The sequence below is a fragment of the Belnapia rosea genome, assembly GCF_900101615.1.
GTDB classification, from domain to species: Bacteria; Pseudomonadota; Alphaproteobacteria; order Acetobacterales; family Acetobacteraceae; genus Belnapia; species Belnapia rosea.
In genome coordinates this window covers 168,625-184,170 of the sequence record NZ_FMZX01000003.1, presented here as the reverse complement: position 1 = coordinate 184,170, position 15,546 = coordinate 168,625, and the positions used below count along the sequence as shown (strand labels likewise).

Annotated in this window: 8 protein-coding genes; 4 read left to right on the top strand and 4 right to left on the bottom strand. The window is 74.8% G+C overall.

The window, feature by feature from the left end:
• Complete coding sequence (locus BLR02_RS09700) at window positions 1-2,073, bottom strand: YjbH domain-containing protein (RefSeq protein WP_245704712.1); 2,073 nt, start codon at window positions 2,071-2,073, stop codon at window positions 1-3.
• A complete protein-coding gene (locus tag BLR02_RS09695) occupies window positions 2,063-4,771 on the bottom strand; it encodes an SLBB domain-containing protein (protein ID WP_090662879.1) in 2,709 nt (902 codons plus the stop codon). The genes BLR02_RS09700 and BLR02_RS09695 overlap by 11 nt, the downstream gene beginning before the upstream one ends.
• 158 nt (window positions 4,772-4,929) lie before the next feature.
• Here BLR02_RS09695 and BLR02_RS09690 point away from each other — a divergent pair, with 158 nt between their 5' ends.
• From BLR02_RS09690 to BLR02_RS09675, 4 genes are read left to right on the top strand one after another with little or no spacing between them, the layout of a single operon-like run.
• On the top strand, window positions 4,930-6,630 hold the full coding sequence (locus BLR02_RS09690) for a heparinase II/III family protein (protein ID WP_090662671.1): 1,701 nt from the start codon (window positions 4,930-4,932) through the stop codon (window positions 6,628-6,630).
• A 42-nt stretch (window positions 6,631-6,672) separates the two neighbouring features.
• A complete protein-coding gene (locus BLR02_RS09685) occupies window positions 6,673-7,566 on the top strand; it encodes a GumC domain-containing protein (RefSeq protein WP_090662669.1) in 894 nt (297 codons plus the stop codon).
• The gene (locus BLR02_RS09680) at window positions 7,550-8,776 is read left to right on the top strand and encodes an O-antigen ligase family protein (protein ID WP_245704711.1); all 1,227 of its coding nucleotides are present in this window, start codon (window positions 7,550-7,552) and stop codon (window positions 8,774-8,776) included. The genes BLR02_RS09685 and BLR02_RS09680 overlap by 17 nt, the downstream gene beginning before the upstream one ends.
• Window positions 8,769-9,410, top strand: a complete 642-nt coding sequence (locus BLR02_RS09675; protein ID WP_090564267.1) for a sugar transferase — start codon at window positions 8,769-8,771, stop codon at window positions 9,408-9,410. The genes BLR02_RS09680 and BLR02_RS09675 overlap by 8 nt, the downstream gene beginning before the upstream one ends.
• A gap of 252 nt (window positions 9,411-9,662) precedes the next feature.
• Here the strand turns inward: BLR02_RS09675 and BLR02_RS09670 are convergent, their stop codons facing one another.
• Together BLR02_RS09670 and BLR02_RS09665 are read right to left on the bottom strand one after the other, a co-directional pair.
• Window positions 9,663-15,101: a trifunctional serine/threonine-protein kinase/ATP-binding protein/sensor histidine kinase gene (locus BLR02_RS09670; protein WP_090662667.1), complete on the bottom strand. Its 5,439-nt coding sequence runs from the start codon at window positions 15,099-15,101 to the stop codon at window positions 9,663-9,665.
• On the bottom strand, window positions 15,098-15,472 hold the full coding sequence (locus BLR02_RS09665) for a response regulator transcription factor (protein WP_090564271.1): 375 nt from the start codon (window positions 15,470-15,472) through the stop codon (window positions 15,098-15,100). The genes BLR02_RS09670 and BLR02_RS09665 overlap by 4 nt, the downstream gene beginning before the upstream one ends.
• Window positions 15,473-15,546 lie beyond the last annotated feature (74 nt).

Here is a 15,546-nt window from a genome sequence, read left to right as displayed (position 1 = left end):
CTATCGCAGCAAGCCGAGATAGTCCCGCCCCAACGCCTCCATCCTCCCCTCCCGCGTGACGTCCCAGAGGGGGTTGTCCACCGCGAGGCGCTGGCCGCCATCGCGGATCACGGGGCGGATCAGGGCGCTCGCCACGGCGGGCGTCTCCGGCCCCAGCAGCTGCAGGGGAATGCGGACGAAGATCCCCTTGTCGAAGCTGCCCTCGCCGAAGCGGCGAGACGAGACATCGGTGCGGGTGGCGAAGCCGCCGACCTCGATGCCGCTGTCGAACCGCCGGCTCACCTCCAGCGTCGCCCCCAAGTCGCCGGCGAGATACCGCCCGGCGCGCAGCACCGCGCCGAGATTCCACACCGGCAGGTCCGCGTAGAGCGACAGGTGCCCGGTCGCCACCGAGTAGCCGAGATTGCCGAGCCGCTGGCGGTAGTCGCGCTGCGCCACCCAGGCCATGTCGAGGCCGAGCGCGAAGGGTCGCGCCTGCGGCCGCCACAGCACCTCGCCCGAGACGCCTGAGAACATCGGCTCCAGCAACCCGGCCGAGAGGCGGGCGAACCAGTCGGGTGCCGGGCTCCAGAGGCGTTCGGCATAGAGGGTCGGGATCGCCGTCCGCCCCTCCCGTGCATAGCGGGCGATGTCGCTGCGGACATGCGGCAGCAGGCTGTCGGAGGCCATCCCCTTGTCGAGATTGCCGGCCACCGCCTGGGCGAGGCTGCCCGCGACGGCCATCCCCCAGCCGAGGCCGAGCCGCGCCCCTGCCGCCGCCGCGGCCTGCCAGCGCAGCCCGGCCTTCGGGTCGCCGAGCTGCAGGGCGAGGCGGGGCTCGAGCGCCCAGGTAAGGTCCGGGGCGAGGCCGGGCAGCGGCTCGGCGGGAAGCAGGGCGGCGCCGGCCAGTACCTCCTCCGCGCTGCCGGCGCCGATCGCGGCGCCCTCCATCGCCTCGCGCAGCAGCACCAGACGGGCAACGGGGAGGCCGGCGCGGTGCCATTCGACGGCGATCCGCTCCACCTCCGGCGGCAGGCTGCCCTGCACCGCGCGGGCGACGCGGCCGGCGGTGCGGGCCAGCGTGCGGTGCCGGCCGCCGGCGACGGCGATGCGGACCTCCTCCCCCTGCCGGGTCACGGCGAGGGGGCGGAAGCCCGCGCGGCGCAGCGCCGCCGCCACATCGCCGGGCGCCCCGGGACGCGGCGGAATCGGCGGCGGCGGGGGGCGGGGCGCCTCCGGCGGATGCGCCGGGTCGAGGCGGAGGGAGAGGCGGAACAGCAGGTCGGTGCCGTGGACGAAGTGGAGGCCGGCATCGAGCCAGGCATTCGGCTGCCAGGTGAGGCCGGCATTGAGGCGGGAGCGTGCCCCGCCGCGCAGGGCGGTGGTGCGGGCCGGGTAGCCGCCGCGCTCGTCGCGCAGCGCATCGCCGGACCATTCGAGCTTGGCCCTGAGCCCTTCCGCCCAGGGCAGCGACCATTCGATGCCGCCGAAGACCGCCGCCTCCCGCCCGCGGAACAGGCTGCCGATGGCGGGCACGCCGCCGGCCCCGACATGGCGCGGCCGCGTCTCGTAGCGCCCGGAGAGCAGGCCGAGCGGGTTGCGAAGGTCGCTGCCCGTGCCGAGGCGGCCCCAGCCGAGGCCGAGGGTCAGGTCGATGGCCCAGAGGCGCTTGGAGGCCACCAGATACTCGCCGGCATAGAGGCCGGTGCCGATGAGGTCCTGCGCGCCGATGGCGAGCGCCGGGCGCCAGGCATTCTCCTCCCAGAGCCGGGCCTTGATGTCGAAGGCGCGGTCGGTGGTGGTGCCGCGGCCCGTGGTGGCGTTCAGCCGGTCGGTGAGGCGGAAGGTGGTCTCGAGGAAGGGCAGGGCCTGGAAGGAGAGGAACCAGAATTGCCGCTGGTGGCGAAGCGCGGCGCCGGCCTCCAGCGTGCCGTCCGGGCGGAAGCGGGCGTTGCGCATCTCGATCAGCCCGGCGCCGCCGAAGTCGCTGCCGCTCGCCCGCGGGTCCTGGGCGCGGGCAGGCGCGGCGAGCGCGAGGAGGAGGCCGAGGGTGGTGCAAGCCCCCGCGCGCCGCCTCGCGCCCCTACCGCGCACCCGTCCGCACGATCACGGCCAGCGCCGCGCTGGAGAGGGCGATCTGCGAGATCACCTGCGTCACGTCGCGCAGCATCCCCCACTGCTCGTAGGGCGAGGGATCCTGCGGCACGACCACGGTGCTGCCGGGCGGGACGGGCGGCCCACCCATCTGCCAGGCGCCGAGCCCGGCCGGGCTGCTCTGGCCATTGGGCAGGACGACGAAGGCGCGGTTGCCATCGGCGAAGCGCTGCTCGCCCCCGGCGGCGCGGACATAGTCGGCGGCACGGCGGCCGCTGGCGAATTGCAGGCTGCCGGGGTTGAGGACGGCGCCGACGACCGTCACCTCGTTCGGCCGCTTCGGCATGGCGATGAGGTCGCCCGGTTCGAGCAGCACGTCGAGATCGGGGCGGCCGGCGAGGATCACGGGGTTGGCCTCGACCACCATCCGCCCGGCGGCGCGGGCCTGGCGGAGCGAGGCCGCCAGCTCCCGCCCCGCCATGATGGCGCCGCCGAGATCGGCGGAGCCGCGCATCCCCGCCACCGCCTGGCCGGCGGCGACCTGCATCAGCCCCTGCTCCAGCTCCCGCGCGGTGCGGGCGAAGCCGTCCTGCTGGCGCTCGCGCACGCTGTCGCGGGTGAAGACGGCGCCGTAGGGATAGGCCTGGGGCGTCAGCCCGCCGGCGCGGGCGATGACCTCGGAGAGGCGCTCGCCGCGGCGGATGTCATAGATGCCGGGGCGGACGAATTCCCCGGCGAGCGTCACCGGCCCGCTGTCGCGGTCGCCGAAGCCGCGCGGCATGCGCAGCGCGTCGCGGGGCGAGAGGCGGATGGCGGCAAAATTGCGCGAGCGGAGGTCGAGCAGGGTGCGGCTGAGCGGCAGGGCGCCGTTCTGCTCGGCCGGCTCGCGGGCGAATTCGACGGTGGAGAGGTCGGCCGTGTCGGTCGCCCCGCCGGCCGCGGCGAGCACGGCATCGAGGCCGGTATCGTCGAGGATGGAGTAGAGGCCGGGCAGCCGCACCTCGCCGGTCAGCAGCACCGTCTGGTCGATGAGCGTCGGCAGCAGGGTCGGGTAGTCGAGGAAGAGCTGCGGGCAGGGCGTGCGGCCGATATCGGGGAAGCCGGCGCTGCGGGCATGGGCGAAGCGCTGGCGGGAGGATTGCGCGGCGATGGTCAGCAGCACCAGCGCCTGGCAGTCCGGGCCGGCAGGCGGGGCCTGGGCCGGCGTGGCGGCGGCATTGGGCAGCGGCGTCGAGGGGGGCGCCGGGCCGGGGGCGGGCTGGGCGGCCGGGCCCGGCGGGTCGCCGCGCAGCGCCTGCTGCACGCCGGGGCTGGCGAGGAAGAGCACGTCGGGCAGGCCGAGCAGGATCACCTCATCACCCTCAGCCAGCGGCAGGTCGGCCTGGCCCTGCAGCACCCGGCCGAGATCGAAGGGGATGAAGCGGCGGGCCCGCGTCCGCGGGTCGGTCCGCCAGACCATGCCGAGCCGGGGATAGGGATCGGGCCGCACCAGGCGCGGGTCGGCGAGCAGGCCGCGCAGCGTCTGGCCCCGGCCCCCGGCGGCGCGCACCAGTGGCGTGCCGACATGGCCGGAGAGGCGGATCTGCTGCGCCAGCACGTCGGAGCCGGGCTGGACCAGCAGCGCGTCGCCGCGCCGGAGCGCGTCGCGCGGGCCGATCTCGCGCCAGCTGCGGCGGCCCTCGGCATCGGTGGTCTGGAGGAGGAAGCGGTTGCCGCTCGGCCGCATCGGGTCGCCGGCCAGGCGCAGCATGGCGGCGAGCGGCGCCTGGGAGGCGCCGGCCGGCAGCTCGTAGAGGCCGGGGCGCATCACCTCGCCACCGATGGCGACGACGCTGCCGAGGGGCGGGACCAGGATGCGCTCGCCCTCCCGCAGGCGGAGGTCGGGCGCCTCCCCCTCGCCGGCGAGGACCGGGTAGAGGTCGATGATGCGGCGGCCGGCGGGGCCCTCGACGCGGATGGCGCGCAGGCTGCCGGTGCGGCGGATGCCCCCCGCGGCGACCAGCGCGTCGAGCAGGCTCGCCATGGCGCTGAGCTGCTGCAGGCCGGGACGCAGCACCTCGCCGCCGACGAAGAGGTTGGCCTGGCGGATCTGGCCGATGGAGAGGAAGACCTCCGACCCGCCGAGCTCCCGCGACGCACGCCCGGCGAGGTCGGCGCGGAGGTCGCGCAGGGTGCGGCCGGCGGCGGGGATGGGGGCGAGGTCGGGCAGCAGCAGCATGCCGTCGCGCCCGATGCGGAGGCTGAGGGTCTGGCGCGAGCGGCCCCGGAAGGCGAGCACCAGCTCGTCGTCGCGGCCGAGCAGGTAGTCGTCCGGCAGGGTGCCGAAGCCGGGGCCGGGGGCCGGGGCGCCGGGCAGGCTGCGCAGGTTCTCGATGCCGAAGAGGCGGAGCGGCGGCGGGGCGGGGCTGCCCGGCGCTGCATCGCCCGCGGCGGTGCGGCTGGCGAAGAAGGCTTCGGCGGGGGAGAGCGGCTCCTCCGGCGGCGATGGGGCCGGGAGGGGTGCGGGCTGCGGGGCGGGTTGGCTCCAGGCCGGGGCGGGCGGCATGGGCGGGCGCTGGGCGCCGGCATCGAGGATGCGCTGGAGGATGTCACCTTGTGCCGCCGGCGGCAGGGCGGGCAGGGGCAGTCCGCCCGGCAGGCTGCCCGGCAGGGCCGGCGGGGCGAGATAGGCGCTGCCGGGCGTGGTGGCGGCTGGCATGCCGGTCTGGGCCGGGGCCGGCCATGGGAGGGCGAGCGGCACCAGCAGGGCGGCCAGCAGGCGGCGCAGCGCGGGTCGGCCTGGGAACGGCGTCAGGACGGGGCTCTCGTGAAAAATGATCGTATTCGATCACTAAACGAATCAAAATCATTTCCGCAATGGAATATGTTTCGAAGCGGCTGCGAATCATCGACGCGGCCTGGCGGCTCGGGCTGCGCCCGGTGCTGCTGGCGGCCTGGGACCGTTCTCCCCCGGCCCGGTCCCTGGCGCGGCGGGCGCTGGCGGATGCGCCGGTGCCGCACGGGCCGTTCTGGCCGGAGGCGCTGCCCCCTGCCCCGGCCTTGCCGGCCGCGCATCGCGCCGCGGTGCTGGCGCGGGCGGCGGCGGTTGTGGCCGGCGACTGGCATGGGCCCTTCCCTGCTGGCGCCCCTGCCCTCGGCCTCGACCTCTTCGGCCCTGGCGATGTGCGGCCGGTCTGGGAGCGCAACCGCTGGGCGGAGCTGGTGCTGCTCGCCCAGGCGGCACGGCTGGCGCCGGGCAGGGGTTTCGGCAGGCGGGCGGCGGCGCTGCTGGCCGACTGGGCGGCGCGCAACCCGGCCTTCCGCGGGCCGAACTGGGCCTCGGCGCAAGAGGCGGCGCTGCGGGTGCTGCATCTCGCCCTGGCACTGGCGGGCGCGCCGCTGCCGCCGGGGGCGCGGGCGCTGGTCCGGCTGCATGGCCGGCGGATCGCGGCGACGCCGGCCTATGGCATGGCGCAGGACAACAACCACGCCATCTCCGAGCCGGCCGGGCTGCTCGCCTGTGGGCTGCTGCTCGGCGAGCCGGCCTGGGTGGCGACGGGGGAGCGGCGGCTGGCGGCGGCGCGGCGGCGGCTGGTGGCGGCGGATGGCAGCTTCGCCCAGCTCTCGACCGGCTATCACCGGCTGCTGCTCGACGTGCTGGCGGTGACGGAATGGCTGCGGCGGCGCCATGGGCTGGCACCCGCGCCGCCCGACCCGGCACCGGTGGCCTGGCTGCAGCGCCTGGTGGCGGCGGAGACGGGGGCGACGCCGCGCCTCGGCCACCAGGACGGCTCGGCCTTCGCCGACCTGTCCCTGGCCGGCCCGGCGGATGCGCGGCCGAGCCTCGAGCGGGCGGCGCGGCTGCTGGCCGGGCGCTCGGCCGGGTTCGAGGGGGATCCGGGCTGTGCCTGGATGGGGTTGGCGGCAGGACCGCCCCTGACGGCGCCGGAGGCGGCCTGGACGGTACAGGGGCTGCGCGGCTGGCGGTGCGGCCGGGTGCGCGCGGTGCTGCGGACCGGGCCGCTGCGCTTCCGCCCGGCCCATGCCGACCTGCTGCACCTCGACCTGTGGGACGGGCCGCTCAACCTGCTGCGGGATGGCGGGACCGGCAGCTACAACCCCTGGCGGGCCGAGCTCTGGGCGACGGCCGGGCACAATACGGTGGAGTTCGACGGGGCGGACCAGATGCCCGCCCTCTCCCGCTTCCTGCATGCGCGCTGGCCGGAATGCGGGCTGCTGCCGGAGGGGGGGTGGCTGGTCGACCACCGCGGCAACCGGCAGGAGCGGCGGGTCTGGCCGGAGGGACGGCGCTGGCGGGTGGAGGACCGACTCGCGGGCCCCTGGCGGCGGGCGGCCTTGCGCTGGCGGCTGGCGCCAGCGGATTGGCGGCTCGCCGCCGATGGCGTCGCGGGGCCCCTTGGCCGGCTGCGGGTCACCGCCGATGCGCCGCTCGCCCTGACGCTGGAGGCCGGGGTGGAGAGCCCGGACTATGGCGTGCTGCGGCCAGTACCGGTGCTGGTCGCCCGCATTACGGCCCCGGCCTGCCGGGTGACGACGCTGATTGAGGTTCCGGAATGATTCCGTATTGATGCCATTTCGCACCGGATACTAGGATGCGGCATGCCCCTTGATGAGTTGCTGCGCGGGATCTGGCGCTGGCGCTGGCCGGTCCTGCTGGCGACGGTGCTGACCCTGGCGCCTGGCGCCGCGCTGATCCTGGCCTGGCCGCGGCACTATGTCGCCCAGGCGATGGTGGCGCCGGCCGAGACCAGCGGCGTCGCGACCTCGACCCTGATGGCGCCCGGGCCGCTGCTGCAGGGCGGGCTGCTGGACAACCGGCCCTCGGGCAATTTCGGCATCTATCTCGATGCGCTGCGCGCGCCGGAGGCGGCGGCGATGCTGGCCCGCGACACCGGGCTGCTCGCCAGCCTGACCGAATGGCGCGGCGCCGGGCCGATGGGCGCGCTGCGCCGCCTGCTCGGCTGGCGGATCGAGGCCGATCTCGACGATGCGGGGGCCTGGCTCGATGGGCGCTTCGCCGCCACCCAGGGCATCGCCACCACCACCGTGACCCTGACGCTCGAGCACCGCGAGCGGGAGGCGGCGCTCGACATGCTGCGCCGGCTGCATGCCCTCGCGGAAGCCAAGGTCCGCACCGACCTGCTGGGCCAGGCACGTCAGCGCATCGCGGCGATCGAGGCGCGGCTGGCGGTGGAGCGGGACCTCTACCAGCGCGGCGCGCTCTACGAGTTGCTGGCGGCGCAGCAGCGGGTTGCCCTGGTGGTCTCGGCGGATGAGGCGGTGGCGGTGCGGATGGTCTCGGCGCCGATGGTGGAGATCCGCCCCTCCCTGCCCAACCGGCCGCTGCTGCTGGTGCTGCTGGCGGTGGCGGCGCCGCTCGCCAGCCTGCTCGGTGCCGCCTGCCTGCTGCTGCTGCGCGGGCCGGGGCGGCCTTGGCCACAGCCATACGAGGTGCCGGCCGGCATGCGGAGGCTGGGTGCCGAGGCGGATTGAGGCCGGGGCGCTGGCGGCCGGCACCGGGCTGTTCGCCGCCATGCTGCAATTCGCCGGGGCGCTGAAATCCCTGCCCGGCCTCGCCGCGCTGCCGGTCGACCTCACCCTGCTCGCCGGGCTGCTGCTGCTGCCCTCGCTGCTGTTGCTGCTGGCGCTGCACGACTGGCGGCTCGGGCGTGGCCTTGTCCTGCCGCTGGCGGGGGTGGCGGGGCTGCTGGTCTGGCTGGTGCTGGCGGCGAGCTGGAGCGCCTCCCGCATCGTGCTGGCGGAGAAGCTGCCGCAGGTGGTGGTGCTCGGCCCCGCCATGCTGGCGGCGGGGCTGCTGGTCGGCGCCGATGCCCCGACGCTGCGCCGCTTCGGCGCGGCGGTGGTGGCGATCGGGGTGCTGGTCGGGGCCGGCATCGCCTGGGGGCTGGCGACCGACCGGGTGGTGCTGGGCGGCGAGATGGGCGCCGACCCGATGCGGGTGCGGGTGCAGTACCAGCTGGCCGGGCTTGCCATCGCCTGTGCCGGCGGGCTGGCGGCGCTGCGGCTGGCCGAGGCACGGGGCAGCGCGCGGGCCGGCTGGGGCGTGGTGGTGCTGGGGCTGGCGGCGGCCTCGCTGGTGCCGGGCGGGCGGGCGGCGGCGCTCGGCCTCGGCCTCGGGCTGGGTGGGGCGCCGGCGCTGCGCTTCTGGCTGCTGGGCCGGCGGGGAGCGGCGCTGGCTTGGCTGGGCGGGGTGGGGCTGGCGGGTGGGGCGGGGCTGCTGCTCCTGCTGGCGATGCCGGCGGAGGTCGCGGGGCTGCGCACCCTCGACCGGCTCTTCGGCGACCCGGCGGAGGCGGTGCCGGCGCGGCTGCTGCTCTGGCGCGAGGCGCTGCGCCAGGCCGGGGCGGCGGCGCCCTTGGGCCTCGGCACCGGCGGCTTCACCCTGGCCGCGGGCAGCGGCGATGACCGCAGCCTGCATCCGCACAACCATGCGCTGGAGATGCTGGCCGAGGCGGGGTTGCCGGGCTTCGCGCTCTGGCTGCTGGCCTTTGGCGGCGGGGTGGCGCTGGCGCTGCGGCAGGCCCGGCACGTGGCGCCGGGGCGGGCGGCGCGGATCGCGGCGCTGACGCTGCCCGTCGCGCTGACCGCCATGGTCTCGACCGATCTCGGCAACCGGATGGTCTGGTTCGCCCTCGGCCTGCTGCTGTCGCTCGCGGTGGAGGCGCGCCGCAGGCATGTATGAGCGGGGCGGCAAGCGGCTGTTCGACCTGCTGGGCGCCGCGGTGCTGCTGCTGGCGCTGGCGCCGGTGCTGGGGATGGTGGCGCTGGCGGTGCGCCTCAGGCTCGGGCGGCCGGTGCTGTTCCGGCAGGTCCGCGCCGGGTGGGGCGGCCAGCCTTTCACCCTGCTGAAATTCCGCAGCATGGCGGATGGCGCGGGCAGCGATGCGGAGCGCCTCGGCCGCTTCGGGCGATGGCTGCGGGCGAGCGCGCTCGACGAGTTGCCGCAGCTGGTGAACGTGCTGCGCGGCGAGATGAGCCTGGTCGGGCCGCGGCCGCTGCCGCCGGACTACACGCCGCTCTACAGCCCGGCGCAGGCGCGGCGGCTGGCGGTGCGGCCGGGGCTCTGCGGCCTCGCCCAGGCAGCGGGGCGGAATGCCCTGCCCTGGGGGCCGCGACTTGCCCTCGATGCACGCTATGCGGCGCGGCAGAGCCTCGGCGGCGACCTGGTGCTGATGCTGCGCTGTGCGCTGCTGGTGCTGCGCGGGCAGGGCGCGGCGGCTCCGGGCCATGTGACCATGCCGGAATTCCGCGGCGCAACGGCGGGCCCTCCGCAGGGTTGCCATCAACCAGTCCGTTCCTGGATTAAATCGGATTAATCGCAGGGTCGTGGGTTGTTTCAGAAATGGGATGTTTCAAAAATACGCATCGACACGGAGATGAAGATGTCGACGCTCGCACAGGCTTTTACTTACATGGTCGCGATGTACGCGACATCCCTGCCGGCCCTCCATGCCTACTGCGCGATGCGGGACAGACGTCGACTGCATGGGCGGAAAGCCTATCCGGCCGGCACCGGCCTCCGCCTTGCAGGGTAGTCCCGGCGCCCGATTGGCCGTTCCCGGCCCTGCTCAGTGCCGGGCCTCGATCGGCAGGCGCAGGCGGAATGCCGTTCCCTCGGGCCCGGTGGAGAGGCATTCGAGCCGCCCGCCATGGGCTTCCACGATGGAGCGGCAGATCGAGAGGCCCATGCCCAGGCCGGATGCCTTGGTGGTAAAGAACGGATCGAACAGCCGGGCCTGATGCGCCGGGTCGATCCCCGGGCCGGTATCCGTCACCAGCACCTCGGCCATGTTGTCGGCGGCATCGAGGCTGGCGCGGATGATGATGCGGCGCGCACGCCCGGTGATGCCTTCCATCGCATCCACGGCATTGGTGATGAGGTTGAGGATGACCTGCTGCATCTGCACCGGGTCGGCCGCGACGGTGAAGTCGGCGGCGTCGGTTTCCAACTCGATCGTGGCGCCGCGGGCCTCGACTTCGGCGCTGACCAGCCCTGCGACCTTGCGGACCAGCGCATCGATGGTGACGTCCTGCCGCTCGGGCGGGGCCTGCTTCGCCAGGGCACGGAGCGCGCGGATGATGTCGCTGGCGCGTTGTGCATCGCTGGCGATGTCGCGCAGCCCGGCCAGGGCTTCGCCGATATCGGGCGAGGCACGGCTGAGCCAGCGCGTGGCGGCGCCGGCCTGGACGAGGATGGTGGCAAGCGGCTGGTTGATCTCATGCGCGATGGAGGCGGCCAGCTCGCCCATCGCGGTGACCTGGGCGGTCCGCGCCAATTCGGCGCGGACGTTGCGCAGCGCGGCTTCGGTCCCGCGCCGCTCCGTCACATCGGTCAGCACGCCGACGAAGACCTCGGGCTCCGCCGCCTCCATCAGCAACTCCACATGGCGCACCTCGCCATCCGGGCCGAGGATGCGGAAGCCCTGCGGGCCGGACGGCGCTTCCTGCCAGCGCCGGCGGGTGATGGCGACGAAGGTGGCGCGGTCCTCGGGATGGACACGCCGCAGCATCTCGGCGACCGGTAGCGGCCCCTCACGGCGATCGGCACGCCAGATGGCATAGAGCTCATCCGACCAGCGCTGCTCGGCGGTGGCGCGGTTCCAGCGGAAGCTACCCGAGCGGCTGATCCGCTGCCCGAGGGCGAGCGAGGCCTCGCTCGTGCGCAGGGCCGCGTAGAGGCGCGCATTCTCCAGCGAGATGGCAGCCTGGCTGGCGAGGATGTCCAGCAGGGCGAGGCGCGAGCCATCGAAGGCATGGGCCGAGACGTCGTTCTCGAGAAGCAGCGCGCCGACCAGCGCGCCCTGCTTGACGAGGGGCAGGCAGAGCAGGGAACGCGGGCCGCCCTTGGCGAAATATCCGTCGAACCCGTGCTCATGCGGCTCGGACAGGTCAGGGATCGAGACGGGCTGCCGCCGCTGCATCACCGTGTAGAGGACGGAGAGCGGCATATCGGCCGGCGCGGGCGCGGCGCGGGCGAAGCGGACGGCGATGCCGCCCTCATCGGTGGTGCCCAGCGCCTCCACCATGGGCCGGCCGGAATCGAGCAGGAGAAGGGCGGCGCGGCTCGCCCCGGCCGAGGTCATGGCGAGGGTGACGAGGCGCTCGACCAGGCGCTCGGTATCGATCTCGCCGGAGAGGCTCTGCACCGCTGCCATGGCCGCGGCGAGGTCGAGCTCGTCATGCGCCCGGGCCATGTCCGGGCGGCCGGGCGGGCGGGCGGCGCGGGCGCCCCTCCGATTGGCCAACCGTGCCGCCTTGGCCGTGGCGCCCCAGGCCTCGTACTGGCTCTGGGCGGCGCGCAGGTGATGCCGCATCGCGCCCTCCAGATTCTCGGCGCGGTAGCAGGCGGCCGCCCGCTCATGCGCCAGGGCACGGATCTGTGGCCGGTCGGCCGCCGCGGCAGCGCCGATCGCCTCCTCGAAGAGGCGGAAGGCCCGCAGCGTCTCGCCCTTCAGCCAGGCCGCCTCGGCTTCCAGCAGCAGCGCCTTGTCGCGGAAGTTGTCCGGGTTCAGGCCGGCCCAGCCGCGCATCGCCTCGAGATGCGGGCCGAGCCCGCCGGCATCGCCGCGCTCGGCGCGGAGCAGGCCGGAATAGAGGTGGAAGTCCACCAGATGGATATGCGCCGGGGTGGACCAGGACAGCGCGGCGGCGCGGGCGAGGCTCTCCTCCGCCTCCTCCGGCTCCCCGGCATGCCAGGCCGCCATGCCACGGAACAGCCAGTGCCAGAAGACCAGCGGCGTCATCGCGCTCTCCGGCGCGGTGCCGGCCATGGGGGAGCCCTCATCGCGCAGCGACCGCACGAAGTCCCGCTGGACCCCGAGGATGGCCTCGACATCCCGGAAATGGGCCTTCCGGGTGAAGGCGATGCTGCGCTCTATCTCCTCGGCCACCTGGTCCAGCGGCGTGCCCATGGCGAGCAGGTCGGAGACGATGTGGTTGCAGGCATGGCATGCCATGGCAAGGTCGCCATCGGCGCGGCTTTCCTCCAGGGCGGCGCGGGCGCAGGCAAGGGCGAAGTCGAAGGGCCGCGTCCAGACGCTCACCTGGTCGAGGGCGACGAGGGCGCCGGTGCGGAGGCTGCCCTGGCCCGCGGCTTCCGCGATGCGCACGCCGGTCTGGGCGAATTCGAAGCCGCGGCCATACTCGCTGAACTGATGGGCCAGGGCGACGCCGAAGAAGCCGACGCCCTGGGAGGAGGCCGGGGCGATGCCATGCTCGACGGTCAGCCGGACCATCTCGGAGAGCAGGATGAACATCAGCCGGTCGTCGAGGAAATTGGCCGGCCCGATGACGCTGGCAAGGACATCCATCGCCGTGCGGAGCCTGGGGTCCGTCATGGGCGGGAGATCAGGCAGCGCCGCGGGCCCGCGCGGTCCGATGCTGTCCCGCAGCCTGGCATAGGCGGCCGTCACCTCGGCCTGGCCGGCATCGCGGGGGACCTCGGTGCCGAGAAGCGCCAGCGCGGCGAGGCCCGTGCGGATCGCCCCAGCGAAATCCGACTGCAGGTTCTGCAGCCGGATTCCGAGCTGCAGCGCCGCGATCCGATCGGCATCGGCCCCCGCCTCGCGCAGCAGCCGGGCGATGACCCCGGCGGCATCCGGAAAGCGGCCGGCGAGGATCAGGCATTCCGCCTCCAGCCGCGTCCGCGCCATGGCCAGGGCCGCCGCTTCCGGCCCGGAGGCGAGGCCGAGCAATGTCTCGGCCAGGGCGAGCTTGCCCAGCGCCGGGGCGAGCGCCCCGGTATCCTGCGCCGCAGCGGCGGCGGCGATGAGGGCGCGGGCGAAAGCCTCACGGTCGGTGGCAAGGATGCCGCTGGCGCCGGCCTGCTCGATATGCCCGGCGGCGAGGACGGTGCCATCCGGGTTGCGCCCGCCCGGATCGGTGGCGATCAGCACCCGCGCGACCCGGGCATGCGCCATGGCACGGCGGCCGGGCGGCAGCAGCGCATAGGCGGCCTCATGCATGCGGCCATGGGCGAAGGCGGCCGCCTCGGGCTCCAGCGCGATCACCCGCGCCTCCGCCGCCGGGGCAAGGAGCTGGCGGACCCCCAATTCCGTCACGCCCAGCAGGGCGGCAAGGCGGGCAATGCGAATCTGGGTGCCGTAGACCGCCATGGTGCGAAGCGCCGCACGGCTGCGCGCCGGCAGCCGCGCCAGTCGGCGCAGGACGAGTTCCACCAGGCCGGCGGATTGCTCCCCGCCGCCGATGCGGTCGGGGTCCCAGTTCCAGCGCGCGGCGACCGGGTCGTAGCGCAGCGCGCCCTCCTCGTGCATGCCCTGCAGGAGCTGGCGGATGAAGAGCGGATTGCCATTGGCCCGGCGCCAAACCGCATCGGAGAGCGCCGCCAGCCCGGCCGGGTCGCCGCCCAGGAGATCGGCGACGATCTGCCGGGCCTGCGCGGCATCCAGCGGCGCGAGGTCGAACCGTTGCACCGGTATGGCCGGTGCGCGCAGCGCCTCCTGCAGGCGCAACGGCACGGCGCCGTCATTGCCGGTGCGGAAGGCGGCCACGAGAAGGATGTTCGGGTAGTCGCCCTCGGCGAAAGGCGCGAGGAATTCCGGCGTCGCCTCGTCCATCCATTGCAGGTCGTCGAGGAAGAGCACGAGGGGCTGGCCCGGCGGGGCCAGGGTCGTCAGCAGGCGGCGCAGGACGTCGCGGAACAGGCTGGCTGACAGGCCGGCCGGCAATTCCGGCGCGGCCCCCGTCAGCAGTTCCGCCTCCGGGACCAGGGTGAGGATGGCCCCGCTTTGCCGCCCGAGGGCGGCGCCCAGAGCGGCGGCCCAGCGGGCGCGGGTGGCATCGTCCTGGCCCAGGATCCGCAGCACCAGCGAGCGCAGGGCCTGGGCCAGCGCTGCATGCGGAATCGGCCGGCGCCGCTGGTCGAATTTGCCCTCGGCCGCACGGGCCGCGAGGCTGGCCATGTCCTGGCGCATGGCCTGGAACAGGGCGGATTTGCCGGAGCCGGCGGGGCCGGCGAGCAGGATGATCTCCGGCTTGCCGGTGGTGGACACCCGTTCCAATGCCAGCCGCAGCGCACGCCGTTCCGCCTCGCGGCCGGCAAGACGCTGGGTGGCGGAGATCTGGCCATGCTCCGCCTCCAGGCCTGGCTCGAACTCGGCGATCCGGCCATCCTGCTCCCAGGCGGCGAGGGCGCGCAGGAGGTCGCGTTCCAGCAGCAGGGCACTGCGGTAGCGCGAGGCGGGCTCCTTCGCGACCAGCCGCAGCAGGATGGTATCCACCATCCCCGGCGTCCCCGGCCGGAACTGGCTGGGCGGCGGCGCGCGGCGGGCGGCATGGGCGTGGCTCCAGCCCAGGGCATCCGCCGCCTCGAAGGGCAGGCGACCGGTCAGCCACGCATACAGCGTCATGCCGAGGGCGTAGAGGTCGCTGCGCGCGTCTCCGGCCCCGCCCTCCCGCCGCATCCGCTCGGGCGGCAGATAGGGCAGCAGCGTGCCGGGAAGCGGGTCATCGCTGGCCGCCAGCCCCTCGCGGAATGCCGAGCCGAAGCCGGTCAGGCGCACCACGCCGTCGGCGCCGAGCACCAGGCTGGCGGGCGTCACGGCGCGATGCAGGAGGCCGCCCTCATGCGCGCAGCGAAGCGCCCGGGCGGCCCCGGCGGCCAGGCGCAGGAAGCTGCCGAGATCCCTCTCCCCGCCGGGCCGGGGCAGGCAAGGGCCGCCGCCCTGGTCCCGCAGGACCAGCACCGGCCCGTCCAGCGTGGGGACCAGGTGGAGCGGCTGCACCGCCCAGTCCGGCGCCAGCGCATCGCGCAGCGCGAAGGCGCGGCGGAGTCCGGCCTCGGCATGGGGCGCATCGGGCAGCATGCGGTTGACCAGCCAGGTATCCAGGCTTGCCGGGCAGCGCGCCCGCAGGAGCTGGACCTGGCCGTCGGAGCCGAGATCCTCCAGCTGGAGGCCGGAGAGCCAGTACGCATCCCGCGGCGCGCAGGGGCCCGGCCCCAAGGGCGGCCCCAGCGACGAGGCGAGGCCGGGGCCCAGGGCACTCATCCTGCGCCGCGGCTCCGGATCACCGCCTCGAGGCTGCTCACGACGGTTTCGGGGTCGCAGGGCTTCTCGAGGAAATAGCGGGCGCCGCCGGCCATGGCGCGCCGCTCGATCCGTGGGTCCGGGAAGGCGGTCATCAGGATGACGGGCAGGCCGGCACAGCGCTCCCCGGCGATGCGCAGCAGGTCGAGCCCCGAGAGGCCGGGCATCTGAACGTCCGAGATCACGCAGGCGAAGCGCGAAAGATCCTCCTGCAGGAATGCCTCCGCGGAGGCGAAGCTTTCGGTCCCGAGCCCGATCGAGCGGATGAGGCTCGCGGTTGCCGTGCGGACGAACTGGTCATCCTCGACAATGGCGATGAGCGGAAGCTTCAATTCCCTGACCCCTGGGGGGTGACGTCCCGAATGGGGCGAACGGCATCCCTTTTAAGACGGCGCGCAGGGCCAGG